Raw genomic sequence first — 14,720 nt, 5'->3', positions numbered from 1 at the left:
AAAACCCGTACATCTGTACGGGTTTTCAGGGTGGTTTTAGGGTTGTTCCCTTATTTGAATTCAGTGTTATTGCACCGCGATAGAAGCCAGATTCACAGTATGAACACTGCCGCCGTCTGCATACCAGAGCTTTAACGGCAATGATTCGCGCTGACCGCGTACCTGTGCTGAAGCTTGATTTATCAGCAGGCAGTAACCGGTTGTTTCAATCTGCCGCGCTGCATCAAAACCGGCCTCATAATTAATCTGCGATTTCTGCGCTTCGGAAAGGTTTACCCCGCGCTGGATACCGCCAAAATTAAGCATTTCATTAATCGGGTCTTGTGCGGCTGCGCGATGAATAGCTATACCCTGCGCGTTATACGGGATAGCTTTATAGCTGATAAGCATATTCATAAACGCCAGTTGCAGCTGAGCGTTGAAATACACCTGATTCAGGTAAGTATCCACCCAGGCAAAATCGCCGCTTACTCTGGTATTTCTGAAAAAGATAAACCGCTCATTCGCTGTTGCCCACGCGCCATAATAGGCGTAGCCGTTGCTTTCCAGTGCTGTGGCATCTTTAAGGGCGGTGACAGAGGCGGCGATACCGCTTTGCCGCTTGAATTCCATAGTCGAGCGACCGTTTAATTCCCTAAAATTGATGGAGGCTGCATAACCGCAGGCCAGTCCAGCCTGTTCGAGCGTGCCGTAAATCGCTGTTGTTCCGGATATGGCATTTTCTTTCAGCCATGAGGCGAAGCAGTTGGTGTTATTGGCAATCAGAGCTGTGGGCTCCTGCGCATAATAAACAAACCAGTAACGGCTATTCTGTTTACTGTTCCACTTAGCCAGTGCTTTCAGAACATCCTGAGTAAATGCATCGCCAATGGTAGTAATAACAGCATAATTCAGGGTATAGCCTGATACACGCTCCATTACAGAATCCGGACTGTCTGCCTTAGTGGCATTATCAACAATCGCCCCAGTATTTTCAGTCAGGCAGAGGGCTTCTGCTGCTGTTCCACTGGCAAAGGAAATAGCCGAACTTGCACCAACAGACGGCGAACTGATAATAAATGCCTGTAACTGCGTATCAAAGACAACATCGTTAGTTAAAGCCTCTTTGATTTTTACCGCAGCATCACTAAAGCTTTTGGCTTTGCTTAAATCGACTGTACCAGTGGTTACCGTGCCGTCTATGGTTAGGGTTATTTCCCCTTTGATGGCTTGCAGTTCATGCAACTGCAATGATTTAACACTGGCACCAATCAGCTGAGCATTAATATCTGTCTGATTGTATCGGGCGATAAACAGGGTTGAGGGCTTGATAGTTGAACCGACATAACCATCAAAATAACACTGAGCAAACTGATACTCTTTACTGTTATAACCGTATACAGTGCCTACATCGGCGGCACTGGCATACTGATTTATCGGGTAAATGCTGCTATCTGACAGTACAACGGTATTTAAGTCCAGCGCATCACCGCCTGTACCGATTACCGCCGGATTGACGGTAACAATATTACTTGCAGGAATTGAAGGTAACATAATATTTCCTATAGGTTTTTCAAAGTTATAACCGGCATGTCCAGATAAGTCTGTTCATGCGTAAATTCAGGGTTGTATTGCAAAAGCAGTTCAACCATCCAGCGTTGCTCATAACGTGACTGCTCATTGATAAACGTCATCTGCACAGGGTCTTTGCAGTAAAGCGGCTGGCAGGAGATCAGCCGCGCCGTGGAATAGTGGCTTTTCCAGAGATTGCACAGCTTGCGCGCTTTATCGCCTGAATCAGCCCCGTAAAAATCAATCTGCATGGTTATCTCAACTGACTGCTGCACAAAGGTCTGATTGTCTGCCAGCTCGTAATAATGCGCGGAGACATCCAGTGCCTGCTCAAACAGAATTGACATAACAATTGCCTGATCAGGCAAAGGTGCATCATTCTGATAACCCTGTATGACTGATTCAGGCGGGCATAAAAAAAGCCCGAGCAAATATGCGCGGACTTCTGTGTAAATCTGTTTATGCGTTACTGTCGCCATAGCAGCACCTTGCACCATGCCGGAAAGGATTCCAGCACCTGTTTAACCATCCATTCTGAGGTCTCGTTTTCGCCGTATGCGGTAAAAATTACCCGTTCCGCACCTTTGCCCTGTGAGCGGCGGATTGCAGCTATCTGACCGGTTAGATAGGCATAGATAAACTGCCCTTGCTGGTTAATCAGGTTAAGGTGCTCGAGATCGGCGGAGGAAATGCTTTGCAACTGAATAGTTATAGGCTTTTCCTCAAAGCATGGCACAACGGCACCGGATTCATCTACTGCTGAGCCGGAATTGATTTTTAATACTGCCTCCTGATTAGGATTAACCCCAGCAATAATGCTGTTAGCCATTCCTCTAAGATTCATCATTATCTGATACCTCTACACCGATCGATCTAGACATCTGCATGGTGTCACGCAATGGAGCGTCTCTGCCTTTTCTGGCAATAGTCGCTTTAGAGTTAGGTGGGTCTGTCCATGTCATGATTGATTCAACCAGATCGCCTTTCATCGCCTCGCCGACCAGTTCCAGTCCTTTAGCTGCACCATGCTGGCTAACCAGACCCGGTAAAGCCCTAATCCATTTGCCCTTATTCACCCGTACTGTTTTACGAAAGAATGAGCGCGCCGGAATGTTGATTGTGTGCGCCGGTACGGTATGAGTAGTGGCAAAATTGGCTTTAGACTGTTTAACAAAACGACCGTTAAGCCGGAAATCCCCGGTTTTTTCACTAACCAGCCGGTAAACGGTTACCTGATGTTCCGGAACCTGAATCTGTGCGCCGTATTCATTCCAATAAGCAACTTGCGCAACATGTAAAGGCTCTTTATCTGCTTGTGCATAGGTTGCACTCTCAAAAATACCTGCCCGCACCTTTTTATTTTTGCCGGCTGCATATTTTTTCAGTGCATCCGATAAATCACCGATTTTTTTCATACTAACGCCTAACTGGCATGGGAAACTTGCCGAGCACATAAAAGAATGAGCGGTATTGTTTGATCAATGCCCAGTAGCGCGCCCCGTATGGTGTCTGCTGGTACCACTTTTCCGACTGGGTAGTCTGGCCATTATCCAGTGATACAGACACACTGCCCTCAGAAGCACTGGCAATACGACCGACCGCCTCGTTACCGCTGTCTGTACGCTGCTGTAAGGTAGCAATATGCGCCACCAGCAGAAACAGCATCAATTCACGCTCATCAAGATTTTTAATAATGCTTTTATCGGTGTTATTGCACTGCATGCAGGCTTCAATAAAAAACATACTAAGCTGATCATCTGTTGCAATGATTTTTGGGTACAGTTCCCGGAACTTTAAGAGGTTAAACTGAACAATACCGCTCATAGTTGCACCTTATTCCAGCTCGTTGTCTTTGGGTGGCGTAATAGGCTCTGTGCTAGATTTAGTTTTGCGTTTCTCTTTAGCTTCTGCCGTAGTGTCTTTGGTGTTGACATGCGCAAAAATCAGCCCGTTTTTAACGAGATCGCGATCCTTATTTTTGACCAGCCATGCCTGCCAGAAATCCGCCGGCACATTTTCAGTAATACCATGCCCACCAATAACATTAGATGTATTAAACCCGTTAATCTTTACGGTTTTATCATCAACCTGTAAAAGCAAGCCATTAGCTATCTTGCAACCAATAATAACTGTGTCATTCGACATATGAACTCCTAAAATAAAAACCACCCCTAAGGGTGGTCGTCTTTATATAAAAATTAAGAAGCCAGCATGCTTGCAATAAACAGCGGCCGGTAAATAATAGCTCCCAATGTTCCCTGTGACCGCTTCTGCTCATAACCTGATGACATCTGAATCAGCGGGTGTACGCGCATTTTTTCGGTAAATCCCAGTTCTACTGTCGGCTGACCTTCGTACTCATCTACAATTAACTGAACTAATTCGCCAGCTTCGGTTTTATATTCCGGTATTGTGACTATTTTCAGATTCGGGAAATTTTTATTAACCTGATCGGTCACGTTTACATTGTAGGTATTGGTTTTCGTTAGTTGTACAGATGCATTTGGAGACAACAGCATAGTCATTGGTGTTTCAAGATCAACCAAACCTTCCGTTTGTTTTATGAGTTGAGCGAAAAGCCGCTGGATTGAATCATAAACCTCTTGTCCGTCCATGCTCTCCCATGATGAATCAACTATTGACGGCAATAGTCGCGGATCATTTATCAAGCCGTAATTCTGCAAGCCTTCAATTCCGCGAAGATAGCTCTTGTTCTGAAATTTATTTAAAGTCAAGGCAGCCGCAATCTGCTTACGGCTTGCCCAATCCAGTCCGGCAGCACCAGCTATTGCTAATTCCCGTTCACCAATACGAATAAATGTCTGGTAGTGATAAGGCTGACGAGACGGATAGTTAACATTCGCATCACTTAGTCCGTTATTATTGAAATCACCATAGGACGAAGTCTCACCAGTGCTTTCCAGTACCTGAAATGTCACTGTTGTTGAGGTAAAATCACCTTTTTTACATTCAGCGAATGCTTTTGCCGTTTTCATTGGCGTTACCAATACCTCAATAACCTTTGGATCAACATAAGTTGTAAACAAAGCGGGAATACCGGCATTTGGCGAAGTTTGCAGGTTGCTGGCACTATCCATAGCCAGCGCCATTCGATTTTTATCGGTTAGCTCTACGGGAGCCTTACCCGTTGCAAATACAATCCCTGCACGTTGATTTAAAGTATTAAAATTTAATTCCATTTTAAACCCTTTTAATGTTTTGAAATCTTGGCTAATGCGCCGGCTTCTGCTTTGCTGGCCACAATAAAGCCTGTTTCTTCGTAATCAGCAGGTGCTGTATCAGCAGCAACAACACTGCCATTAGCCGTATTGGCAAAAACTTTCTGTCCGATATTTGCGCCACCAGCGAAACGCGCCCAAAAATCGCCGCCATCATAAAGTGTTACGATAAAACCTTTTGGAATAATTAGACTGGATTCAGCCAGATATTCATTAAGGAGTGCGGTATTATCGCGACGCACAAACCCGATTAACCCATTGGTAACTTTGGTATTAGTCGCCAATCCTGTTTCAGGATCGAACCAGGCAAAGCTGCCAACAATTACGCCTTTTTCACCAGCTTTGATTTGTCCCTCACCAGCAAGTACAGAGTAATAGGGATTGGTAGAGGCAAAATCACCCTCAACACCAACCGGCAGATCATTATTTAAATATGTTTGAAATCCCATTTTTAATCCTTTATTTAAAACGTTCTGTAAGCTTATCCGCAGGTGCTAACATGCTATCCATCGCCACGGCGGTTTTAGTTTCCGCAGTACCAAGCATTCCAACCATTGCCTTATAGGCACTAGGGTGCACGCCATTAATATTTATGCCTTTTTGCTGTAAGGCATATTTATAAACCGCTTCGGCACTGTCCATAGCCACCACACCAACCAGCTTCTTAACCCGTTCGCGCGCTTCAAAAAGCTCAGTAACATCCTTTACTGCTGCGGCACGGATTGAATCAGCATCCATAGCCGGCTTGGATTTTTCTGTATCGTCCGGCTCTTCGTCTTCTGCCTTTTCTTCCTTGTTATCAGATTCCTCATCTTCGGCGGTTTTTTCTGTTTCATCTTCGTCTTCCGCTTCTTTTGCCGGCTCTTCTGTGTCACTGGCAGCGGGTACCAGCATATTGTCTGCAACCGTTTTAATTACTCCCTCGACAACATCTGGCGTAATATCGCCATCCATGCCCATAAGAGGCTTTAGCACTTCTGCTACAGCCTCAATTGCACCTTGTTTCAGCTTCATTGAATTCTCCATAAGTCCGATTGGTAAACTATCTGCAATAACTGCATCTCTTCCTATCCGTCCGCGCTCAACCATAGCTACATGATTGCCGTGGATATTCCTCATAATTCCGTCATATTTCTGTCCCTCAAATTCGCCCGAAGTCATATCTGCGGTGTAGGCATATCCGGCAGACAGTTCGTTCAGCTTTTCGTTTTCAATCAGTGCAATGGCTTCTTTGTCAAAAATACGCAAGCTGGCATAAACATCGTTACCCTCTAGCTGCGGGTTAATTACTGTTCCTACCGTAATATCGTTATGCGGCTCTTCTGCGCTGACCGGCGTATGCCTGAGCAGCAATTGCACCCCGTTAAAAGAAAGGAGAGCTTTTTCAAGCTCTCCCTTGTCACGTAGCAGGTAATAGATTTTGTCCGGTTGCAGTTGCAGCCTTTCGTAATCCGGTATTTCCCGCCCGAAATACGGATTAACGGCAGCCTTACTGATAATTGTTCTTTCAACCAGTAAATGTCCGTTACCGTCATAAGAACGCATGGATTTATCCATGGCCAGAGTTTTTTCGGTCATTGTCCTATCCCGTCTATAATGCTTTTACTGCCGCAGCGGCAATTAATCAGCATGCCCGGCTGTACCCATTCACCGTCCAGATACATTCCTTTGCTCACCTCAAATACTTTACCGTTTGCCTGTAAATGTGATTGCCGTGGCTTTTTGCTGCGGTGTGAATGCAACCAGATTGCCTTGGTAATACCCAGCTCCTGCCGTTTGGCGCATTCAATGACCGCATGCGCCTTTGCCCCCTGATCTCTTGCAATCAGTTCAGCACGGCGTTTACTGATGTCATAATTTTTTTCAAGTTCTGTTGCCAGTCCCGAAAGGTCATAACCGCTGGTAACGCACTGCCATACCTGCTTCTGTACCCGTTCCAGATACTGTGAAGCAATAGATTTAATTTCCCCGACATTAGTTTCAATTGTCGCCTGTAACGCTTCACGCTGATATGGTGTTATCTGAAACCGGACAGTAAAACCGGCTTTACGCATGTGTGTTTTTAACAGGCTTTCGTAGTTAGTTACGGTCTTACTGACAAATGCTTCAGCAATTTCCGGCGCCAGCCTGTCCAGCCTGTCTGACCATTTAGACGCCAGATAATCAACCACGTGGGCAACCCAGTCGACTATGCCGTCCATAGCCATCTGAGCCTTTTCCTGAGCGGCACGTTTGCGAAATTCTGTCACCAGCCCCTGATTCACTTCATCGGAAATCTGATTAAGCAGTTTAATAAGTGCTTTGCGGTAGCTGTTTTCTATGCCGGCATTAGGCCATAGTGCCGGCAGTGTTGTCGGCTTCTTCCTGATTATTGCCATGATTAAAATCCCACTGCGGCTGTTCCGGTACGTCTTCCACATCAATACCTGAGTAATCGCCGCTTTCGTCTTTAGCCAGACGCGCGCGTACTTCTTCCTGAGAAAGCACACCGGCGCTAATCAGTACATTGTCTCTTTCCGCCTTAACTTTATCGGTGTTGGCTTCCTGTTCTTTATTCAACTGCTCCAGCGGTTTAAATACAAAGACAATCTGCGGGTCTATTTCCCCGAACAGGTCAAGCTGAATCAGTTTGATAATGGCAGTAAGCTGTGGCAGTAAATGCGCTTCCTGCATACCGGAAATGTACTCGTGATAAACCTGAATCTCACCATCACTACTGGCGTTTAATCCGCTTGGCGTAATCCCCAGCAATTTAACCAGTGGCGTACGGCTTGGTGCGGCCATTTGTTCCTGTGATTTTTGCAGCAGGTTGTCCAGCGTGGATAGCGGTGTGTTGAATTGGAAAAACTCTTCATTATCGTTATCCAACAGCATCAGATTCTGATTGCCGCGTAACTGCGAAAACAGTTTAGAGCGCAGCAATAACTGAGTAACACCATCATCACCGCCGGCTAGGATATTGCTCATATCGGTTTTAATGCCGGTGAGTGAAAACGAATGAATCAGCTCAGACACGCTGTCGACTGTACGCTGCCACCTTTCCACATACGGCTGCATAAGCTGCAACATGGATATACCACTAAAGTTATAGGCCGGCTTGAGCATATCCGTCACCGGACGCATAACCAGTGTTAGCAAACGGTCTGCATGTACCTCTTCGCCCATAACAAACCATTTTGACGGCTTAAAGAAATCCGCAGCAGTTGCATCACTGGCGTTGTAAAAACTTGGTGTAGTCCAGATCGGCTCAATCAGTTTAAACCCTTTAAGACAGCCTTTACCCAGTACAGCCTTATCAATCAGCAGCGGTATGTCTTTTTGGTTTTCATGCCCTTTGATATTAATGAATATTTGCGAACGCCCGAAAATCATTTCATTTTCAATATGGCGGCGCATCAGCTCACGAATATTCAGTGCTTCCATACGCGCTTCAATGCTTTTGATTTTGTCGCGGTAGTCTTTATCGTTGCTGTCACTGGCGACTTTGACTTCGCCCCATGTGCGGGTCATTTCCTGCGCTGTGGCTTCATAAACGCAGCGGTAATCCGTAGACTGGGACATGCTGGCCAGTGCCTGATACCCGATAAAGCATGGGTAAAAGTGAGGCGCATTAATATCAAAAGCATATGAAGATGTAAGACTGTCCTGAGCAATAGCCGGCTTTCTGCCCTTCGGTACCACACCAGCAGGAATATCAGGCATTTGGTAGCCGTGTGGTGGAGTATTCGCTGATTGCATTTCTTGCATAAAGGCAATTGCCCGCTCATTAGCCATACTTTGCTTATGCTTGGCTTCCAGCTCAAGCTTTTTAAGCCGGCTGGCTTCTTCCTGCGCAGCCAGCTCACGCTCTCTTAGTTTGTTGCGTTTCCAGAATTTCATCATAAATTATTCAGACTGTTAGGATTGATATTTAAACCAACGGATACCGGAGCAAAAGCCATGATTAAGGCATCAGCACGGTTAGGTGATGGAATGCCGCGCTTTTTCATATCCTTTTTACTTTCTACCCGCACCCGCCCGTTATCGTCATACGCTACCTGCGGCCGGCTTAATTCAGCCTTAAGATATTCAATATCCCTGATACTTCCATCCAGACTGATCAGCTCATCCGCAGGGTAGTTATCGCCTTTCTCAACTGCACGCCACGTTTTGTAAAACCGGTCACGCACATGCCACCACGCTTGCGCTTTGATATTGGCAAACATATCTTTGTTCTTTTTAGCCGGCATATACGGCGATTCAGGCTTATAAACCTTGCCGCCGGCATTAAATCCCACTGTCTGAATGCGGCCTTTTTTACGTGCAAACTGAGCCTTGACGCCGGCACCCACACCAATACTGTCATATATAACCTTATCAATATTGGCTTCGAGTGCATCCTGATAGACTTTATCAGCGGAATAGATGACATCCTGCCCGCGCCATTCATCCATACAGAACACAATCGAGCCATGCCGCCCGACAGTTGCGTTAGCGTCCTCACCCTCGTCTGCCACATCAAACCCTAAAATGCGTTTGCCTGCTGCGGTTAAATCCAGACGAGTATGCGCATTTGTTGCCGCCTCAATCCATGCCGGTTTAATAATAGCCAGCTCACTGTCTGCAACCGGCTCACCAAGCCAGATATGCCGGTACAGCTCATAATCCCGTTCTTTGCAGGCTTCCATCTCAACGCGCAGCACTTCTGGGAAGTTCAGGTTATCGTAATAGTTAGCTTTAATAACAATTGCGTTATCCGGGGGACGGATTACAAACCGCTGGTGTGTATCGTCCAGCATGTTCTTAGGATTGTAAGAAACCCATATCTCACTGCCCAGTGTCCGGATTGTAGGAATCAGGGTATCCCACATCTCCTGAGTGATACTTTCTGCCTCTTCTATCCAGCATACGCCGGCACCCTCAAGTGACTTTATCTTTCCCGGGTCATTCTTAATCCCGAAAAAGATAAAGTTTGTACCTGTCCCTCTATGGATAATGGTTGATTTCTGTATTTCAAATTCATCATCATAGCCAAGGCGGGAAATAGTATTTGAGAGTAGCTTGTGTACTGAATCAGCAATCGATAACTGTAATTCGCGTACACACGGGATAGTCGTCTTTGTACGTCTGGCTATTTCAATTGCCAGCTCAGCAAACATCCACGACTTACCCGATCCACGACCACCATACGCAACCTTGTAACGCGCCGCTCTGGCAAATTTGGCAAAGTGTTTACTAATCATCTGCCTGCTCAAATATCGCACTAATCGGGCGTGTTTCTATTTTTAACTCACCTGATACAGAAGTCTTTTCATTAAACGCCTGTACAGTTACATGCTTGCCCAGTAGTTCAAGATTCTTCACCTTGTCCGGCCATTTAATTTTTTTGAGAATACTCTGGCCATCTTCTTTATCCGTCATGGTAAGTACATCAAAGCCGCTTAATGTCTTTCTCCATACTTCCGGCCATTCCTTAACCGGTAATACTGAGCCATCTGCATTAAGAATATCCGCAACATCCATCTGGTCAATCTCAACCAGACGCTGCAGAACATAATCAGCATTAATCTGTGTACGCATGCAGCGTTTTTGCTTTGCTTCGTTCAGTGCCTTTACAATCTCAGGTTTTTTGAGGTTTTCATGCCCTACCGCACTCGCCGTTCTGGCACTGTATCCTGCCCTGATTGCAGCCTGTGTGGCATTAAAATCTATTAGGTACTCTTCAATAAAACGCTGCTGTTTTTCTGTTAATCCGCTTATGGCGGAGTTGTTGGTATCCACCATGGCAATCTCCAATAAAAAAGCCCACGCGCGCGTAGGCTTGTCTCTTTTTGCTGGTTAATATGCATACACCAACAAAAAAAGCGGATTAGCTATTAGCCAACCCGCTATAAATAAATATCATATGTAATATAAGTAATTTGCTACTAAATCCTACAAAAAAAGCCCAGTATCTCTGGGCTTTATTATGCGTGGACGGGAACAGGTGTTTTTATGCGTTCCCTTATTTGCATGTTAATGATTTAGAATATCCATCAGTTCGTAATTGCGGTACACAATACCTCTTTTTTTATTGTTCGGATAGATTATTCCCTTTTCAACAAAATATTTCAGCCATTTATTAACTGTTGCATTGGAAATATTGAGTTCCTGCTGAATATTTTTAGCTGTAAAAACGGGATTTGAAAACACCTGAAGCAGAATTTTATATCCATTCATGCTTTCCATAATTGTTTTATTCTTAGTATAAAAATCCAACAGATGAAAAATCTTTTTGGCCTTAAATATTTCATTTTGTGCCTGATTACTAATGCTTTTCAGAAAAAACGCCAACCAGTCAAACCATCTTGGCTGTTCAGTTCTTAAATTATTCAGAAGTGAATAATATTTAAATTTATTGCGTTCCAGTTCTTCACTAACAAATACAATATGATCTCCGCATACTTTCTCTTTGAGCAGAAACAGAGAAATTAACAAGCGTCCTACCCTGCCGTTACCATCCAGAAACGGGTGGATACTTTCAAACTGAGCATGAATAATGCCGGCCATGATAAGCGGGTGAAACTTGTCATTAGTCTCATTAATAAATTTATCCAGATTTCCCATGAGTTCGGGTACACGTGCAGCTATAGGCGGTACATACTGAGCATTTTCTATTCCGCCTGTTTCTGAGCCAATCCAATTTTGATTAGTCCGAAATTCTCCAGGATTTCTTGATGCGCCGCGTGCACGATATAAAATCTCTTTATGAATGTCTTTTAACAAAGATGTACTCAGCGGATAATCATTTCTAATGGCTATATTAATGCCCAAATCAAGAGCCTTCTGATAATTTAACACCTCCTGAACATCAACATTGCCCTCTCTCTGTACTGCTTCTGCTTCCATTACTTCATCTAAAGTTGTCTGTGTGCCCTCGATTCTGGTTGATTGTACAGATTCGGTCAGTTTAAATACTGATGTCAGATCGGTCGGAATAACTTTGCGCAACATATTCAACTCATTCAGACTTTCTGTTGCCACAAAGGCATAACGCATCAGTTCCAGATGTTCATTGATACTGAATAATTGCGGTTCTTCCTGATATGGAGGCAATGGTAACGGCTGAAGGTTGAAAGCAAGCATGATAAAATATTCAAAGATTAGAGATATAAAATTAAAAAAAAAAGAAATAATAAATTTATTTTTTTATTATACCTGTTTAAGATTAATTTTTAATTATTTTTAATCTTATTTAGTAATAAGATATAAAAAAAGGTACATATGTTACTCTACATTGCTATTCACAAAAATGAAAATACCGGCATAGCTAAATGATATCCGGAATAAATCTTCAAAATGCTATTCCCAGTGAGGTAGTAAGCCTTATTTTTGATAATGGCTCTACACCAGCCCGTGCATGGCGTGAATACTTACAGCTTACTCAGGAAGAATGCGCCAGAAAGTTAGGAATATCTCAGGCAGCATACTCCCAGCTAGAAACATCAAATAACCCACGCAAAACCACAAGAAATAAGCTGGCTACTGCACTAGGGATTAATCCTGAACAACTTGATTGCTGAACATAACAAAACCAGCCTTTCGGGCTGGTTTATCATTTAGATTAAATCTCGCAAACTTACCAATTATTATCGTAAGTGTCTTTTAAAAATATAAACATTTTGCTTACATTCCTCTTGAAAATGTAAGCAAAAATGTTTATACTTCGGATTAGTTACTTCTTGATGTAAAGATGTAACTGATTGTGATTTATGTTTAACTTTTATTTTTTATATAACTAATAACCAATAACTAAATTTTTTGACCTAAATATAGAGAGGCTAGGGATATGTCATATAATTTTTTATTATGGAGCAATCGATTAATATATGAAAGTAAAACAATTTTTAACCTCATTAATCAGTCAAGGAGTAAAAGCGAAAGATGGCACTAAACACATAAAACTTTACTATAATGGTAAACAATCGACTTTGCCCAGACACCCCAGTAAAGAGATTCCAAAGTGGTTGGTTGAAAAAATCAAAAAGCAGTTGGGATTATAACATTAGCAGCCCTCATTTTAAGTGAGAGCTGCTTAAATCTAAATTTATCAATATATTAAAATTAATTAAAATATAAATAATATAAAATTAGCTTTAATTCAGTTAAGGAAATGGTTCAAATATCAGAAATGTATTCTCAAAATACAAACTGTAAAACAGATATGTCTTACAGCGCATTAATACAAAAAGAAGCAAATTCATATGTAGTCACTTTTCGCGACTTACCAGAAGCATTAACCTGTGGAGATACGCTTGAAGAAGCACGTATTATGGCCGCAGATGCGTTACTTACTGCTTTAGAATTTTATTTTGAAGACCGTCGGCCAGTGCCTATGCCTTCGAAAATGCAGAAAGGTGAAGAATTGATTTCTTTACCTCCTAGTGTCACTGCAAAAGTACTTTTACTTAATGAAATGATTAAGCAAAATGTTTCCAATGCAGAGTTAGCCAGACGTTTACTTACACGTCCTCAGGATGTTCAAAGGCTTACCAATCTTCGTCATGCAACTAAAATTGATGCTATTAACGCTGCGTTAAATCAACTAGGTAAACAACTACATATTAGTTTAATACCCATTCATCATTCAGCATAATATTAATCAGGTAATATCATGCATAAAAACAAAGAAAGACTGGTTTTTAGCCAGTCTTTTATCTTGATATTACCACTCATCAGTACTTGATATTATTAAGATTTAAAATACTCTTAAGTCTTATCCGAATAATAGCAAAACTGTAAATTATTTCCCCGCTTTTTTCAAGCAAAATCAGGCTTAAATTAATATATTTACATTTATTTACTTAAAAGCTCTTCCATGTCGATTTCAAGCTTTGTTATACAGTCGTTGTATAACCTATTAACCTGTTTTCTAACTTTAGCCATCTTTCTAAATAATTGACCTTTACTCCAATTAAATCTATCTTGGATATCTATTTGTCGCATCTTTCTTTGTTTATGCAAATCTTTAGGCAAAAAAAGGTGCTCCAATAATGCATCGCACTCAAGCATAGTTAATCCACTTGTATTACTAGTTATAAAATTAGTTAAATCTACAATGCCAGATAAATCATTTCCATAATGAGCATTTAATAAGCTCCATTCGACATCATTTAGAATTAATTTTGCCCGACTTAAAATTATAACGCTATCAGCATGATAATCATGCTGGCTTAATCCTGATTCACATCTATCTACCACACCTCTGGTTTTAATCCATTCCTCAATGCGCGCTGAATTACTTTTACCCATGATTAGCGTATTTTTTATGAAAAACACTTCACACAGCATGTGATCTATTGATGTATACATGTTTTCTCCATGGCCGGCTTAACTTGCATCTGCATCTTTCTCTACGAAAAACGTTACTGGCTTTTTTAATTCTTTTACTCCGCATATAGGGTTAACCCATACAGGCTGCTTTGAATGCTGAGCCTTTAGTGCATACAGAGGTACGATCAGGTTATTTAATATTACGATAGCAATATCCAGCAGCCATGAAAGGTGATATCTATGGTGTATTTCCGGATTTTCAAAATTTGGATTGATGTATATAGGGCAAAACAAAAACCAGCCAGTGTGTGTAAAGTCAACTCTTTCAAATTCCATTTTTCTACCTCAGTTTATTTGTATCAGATTATTTGCATTCAATAGCAGTTGCATCCTCAGTACGCCTTCTGCGTGGTACAGGTTCGCAGTTTCTGCATCTAGTATCGTTGTTCTTCTATCCGCCTCATCATGGCAGGCACTGCATGCGTATGCGCCTAATAGATCACTGGGTTTAATTCCGATACCGCAACTGCCTGCCAGCCTGTAATGAGCGAAAACCACTGTTTCAGGATTACCGTTACAAATACCGGGCATGCGCACCTGACATTGCTGCCCTCGTGCTGATCGGGTTATTTTGCTCAT

The 14,720-nt window shown here is 42.7% G+C and carries 20 protein-coding genes; 3 read left to right on the top strand and 17 right to left on the bottom strand.

Annotated features, from left to right (window positions below; translation table 11 throughout):
- Positions 1-66: 66 nt before the first annotated feature.
- The 14 genes from H3V00_RS08935 to H3V00_RS08870 all read right to left on the bottom strand — a co-directional run bounded on the left by H3V00_RS08935 (position 67) and on the right by H3V00_RS08870 (position 11,894).
- On the bottom strand, positions 67-1,533 hold the full coding sequence (locus H3V00_RS08935) for a DUF3383 domain-containing protein (protein WP_198207543.1): 1,467 nt from the start codon (positions 1,531-1,533) through the stop codon (positions 67-69).
- Between the two features lie 8 nt (positions 1,534-1,541).
- Positions 1,542-2,048, bottom strand: a complete 507-nt coding sequence (locus H3V00_RS08930; RefSeq protein WP_198207545.1) for a hypothetical protein — start codon at positions 2,046-2,048, stop codon at positions 1,542-1,544.
- Complete coding sequence (locus H3V00_RS08925) at positions 2,018-2,398, bottom strand: hypothetical protein (protein WP_232335968.1); 381 nt, start codon at positions 2,396-2,398, stop codon at positions 2,018-2,020. Before H3V00_RS08925 ends, H3V00_RS08930 begins: the two co-directional genes overlap by 31 nt.
- Complete coding sequence (locus H3V00_RS08920; protein ID WP_198207547.1) at positions 2,385-2,966, bottom strand: hypothetical protein; 582 nt, start codon at positions 2,964-2,966, stop codon at positions 2,385-2,387. The genes H3V00_RS08925 and H3V00_RS08920 overlap by 14 nt, the downstream gene beginning before the upstream one ends.
- A gap of 1 nt (position 2,967) precedes the next feature.
- Positions 2,968-3,375, bottom strand: a complete 408-nt coding sequence (locus H3V00_RS08915) for a DUF4054 domain-containing protein (RefSeq protein ID WP_198207549.1) — start codon at positions 3,373-3,375, stop codon at positions 2,968-2,970.
- 9 nt (positions 3,376-3,384) lie between these two features.
- The gene (locus H3V00_RS08910; protein ID WP_198207551.1) at positions 3,385-3,696 is read right to left on the bottom strand and encodes a hypothetical protein; all 312 of its coding nucleotides are present in this window, start codon (positions 3,694-3,696) and stop codon (positions 3,385-3,387) included.
- A 53-nt stretch (positions 3,697-3,749) separates the two neighbouring features.
- Positions 3,750-4,751 (bottom strand): DUF2184 domain-containing protein, encoded by a 1,002-nt coding sequence (locus H3V00_RS08905; RefSeq protein WP_198207553.1) that lies wholly within the window; start codon positions 4,749-4,751, stop codon positions 3,750-3,752.
- Positions 4,752-4,762: 11 nt separating this feature from the next.
- Positions 4,763-5,239: a hypothetical protein gene (locus H3V00_RS08900; protein ID WP_198207555.1), complete on the bottom strand. Its 477-nt coding sequence runs from the start codon at positions 5,237-5,239 to the stop codon at positions 4,763-4,765.
- A gap of 10 nt (positions 5,240-5,249) precedes the next feature.
- Positions 5,250-6,368 (bottom strand): DUF2213 domain-containing protein, encoded by a 1,119-nt coding sequence (locus H3V00_RS08895; RefSeq protein WP_198207557.1) that lies wholly within the window; start codon positions 6,366-6,368, stop codon positions 5,250-5,252.
- Positions 6,365-7,168 carry a phage minor head protein gene (locus H3V00_RS08890; RefSeq protein ID WP_198207559.1) on the bottom strand — a complete coding sequence of 268 codons (804 nt, stop codon included), beginning with the start codon at positions 7,166-7,168 and terminating at the stop codon, positions 6,365-6,367. The genes H3V00_RS08895 and H3V00_RS08890 overlap by 4 nt, the downstream gene beginning before the upstream one ends.
- Positions 7,119-8,672 carry a DUF1073 domain-containing protein gene (locus tag H3V00_RS08885; RefSeq protein ID WP_198207561.1) on the bottom strand — a complete coding sequence of 518 codons (1,554 nt, stop codon included), beginning with the start codon at positions 8,670-8,672 and terminating at the stop codon, positions 7,119-7,121. Before H3V00_RS08885 ends, H3V00_RS08890 begins: the two co-directional genes overlap by 50 nt.
- Positions 8,669-10,012: a PBSX family phage terminase large subunit gene (locus H3V00_RS08880; protein ID WP_198207563.1), complete on the bottom strand. Its 1,344-nt coding sequence runs from the start codon at positions 10,010-10,012 to the stop codon at positions 8,669-8,671. Before H3V00_RS08880 ends, H3V00_RS08885 begins: the two co-directional genes overlap by 4 nt.
- Entirely contained in the window at positions 10,005-10,553 is a 549-nt protein-coding gene (locus H3V00_RS08875) for a terminase small subunit (RefSeq protein WP_198207565.1), read from the bottom strand. Before H3V00_RS08875 ends, H3V00_RS08880 begins: the two co-directional genes overlap by 8 nt.
- A 231-nt stretch (positions 10,554-10,784) precedes the next feature.
- Positions 10,785-11,894 carry a Fic family protein gene (locus H3V00_RS08870; RefSeq protein ID WP_198207567.1) on the bottom strand — a complete coding sequence of 370 codons (1,110 nt, stop codon included), beginning with the start codon at positions 11,892-11,894 and terminating at the stop codon, positions 10,785-10,787.
- A gap of 188 nt (positions 11,895-12,082) precedes the next feature.
- Between H3V00_RS08870 and H3V00_RS08865 the strand changes: the two genes are divergently transcribed.
- From H3V00_RS08865 to H3V00_RS08855, 3 genes are all read left to right on the top strand, one after another.
- Complete coding sequence (locus tag H3V00_RS08865) at positions 12,083-12,331, top strand: helix-turn-helix domain-containing protein (protein WP_198207569.1); 249 nt, start codon at positions 12,083-12,085, stop codon at positions 12,329-12,331.
- A 306-nt stretch (positions 12,332-12,637) separates the two neighbouring features.
- Positions 12,638-12,811: a type II toxin-antitoxin system HicA family toxin gene (locus tag H3V00_RS08860; RefSeq protein WP_100126501.1), complete on the top strand. Its 174-nt coding sequence runs from the start codon at positions 12,638-12,640 to the stop codon at positions 12,809-12,811.
- Between the two features lie 161 nt (positions 12,812-12,972).
- Entirely contained in the window at positions 12,973-13,404 is a 432-nt protein-coding gene (locus tag H3V00_RS08855) for a type II toxin-antitoxin system HicB family antitoxin (protein WP_084585141.1), read from the top strand.
- A 200-nt stretch (positions 13,405-13,604) separates the two neighbouring features.
- On the opposite strand, the gene H3V00_RS08850 is transcribed toward H3V00_RS08855, so the two are convergent.
- The 3 genes from H3V00_RS08850 to H3V00_RS08840 are packed head-to-tail and all read right to left on the bottom strand — an operon-like array spanning position 13,605 to position 14,720.
- Positions 13,605-14,120, bottom strand: coding sequence for a hypothetical protein (locus H3V00_RS08850; protein WP_198207571.1), 516 nt, complete (start codon positions 14,118-14,120; stop codon positions 13,605-13,607).
- Between the two features lie 18 nt (positions 14,121-14,138).
- On the bottom strand, positions 14,139-14,417 hold the full coding sequence (locus H3V00_RS08845) for a hypothetical protein (RefSeq protein WP_084585126.1): 279 nt from the start codon (positions 14,415-14,417) through the stop codon (positions 14,139-14,141).
- Between the two features lie 9 nt (positions 14,418-14,426).
- Positions 14,427-14,720, bottom strand: a complete 294-nt coding sequence (locus H3V00_RS08840) for a DUF1364 domain-containing protein (protein ID WP_084585127.1) — start codon at positions 14,718-14,720, stop codon at positions 14,427-14,429.

This window comes from Snodgrassella sp. W6238H11, from assembly GCF_016100525.1.
In the GTDB taxonomy this organism is placed as follows: Bacteria; Pseudomonadota; Gammaproteobacteria; order Burkholderiales; family Neisseriaceae; genus Snodgrassella; species Snodgrassella alvi.
This window is presented reverse-complemented; position numbering and strand designations above follow the sequence as displayed.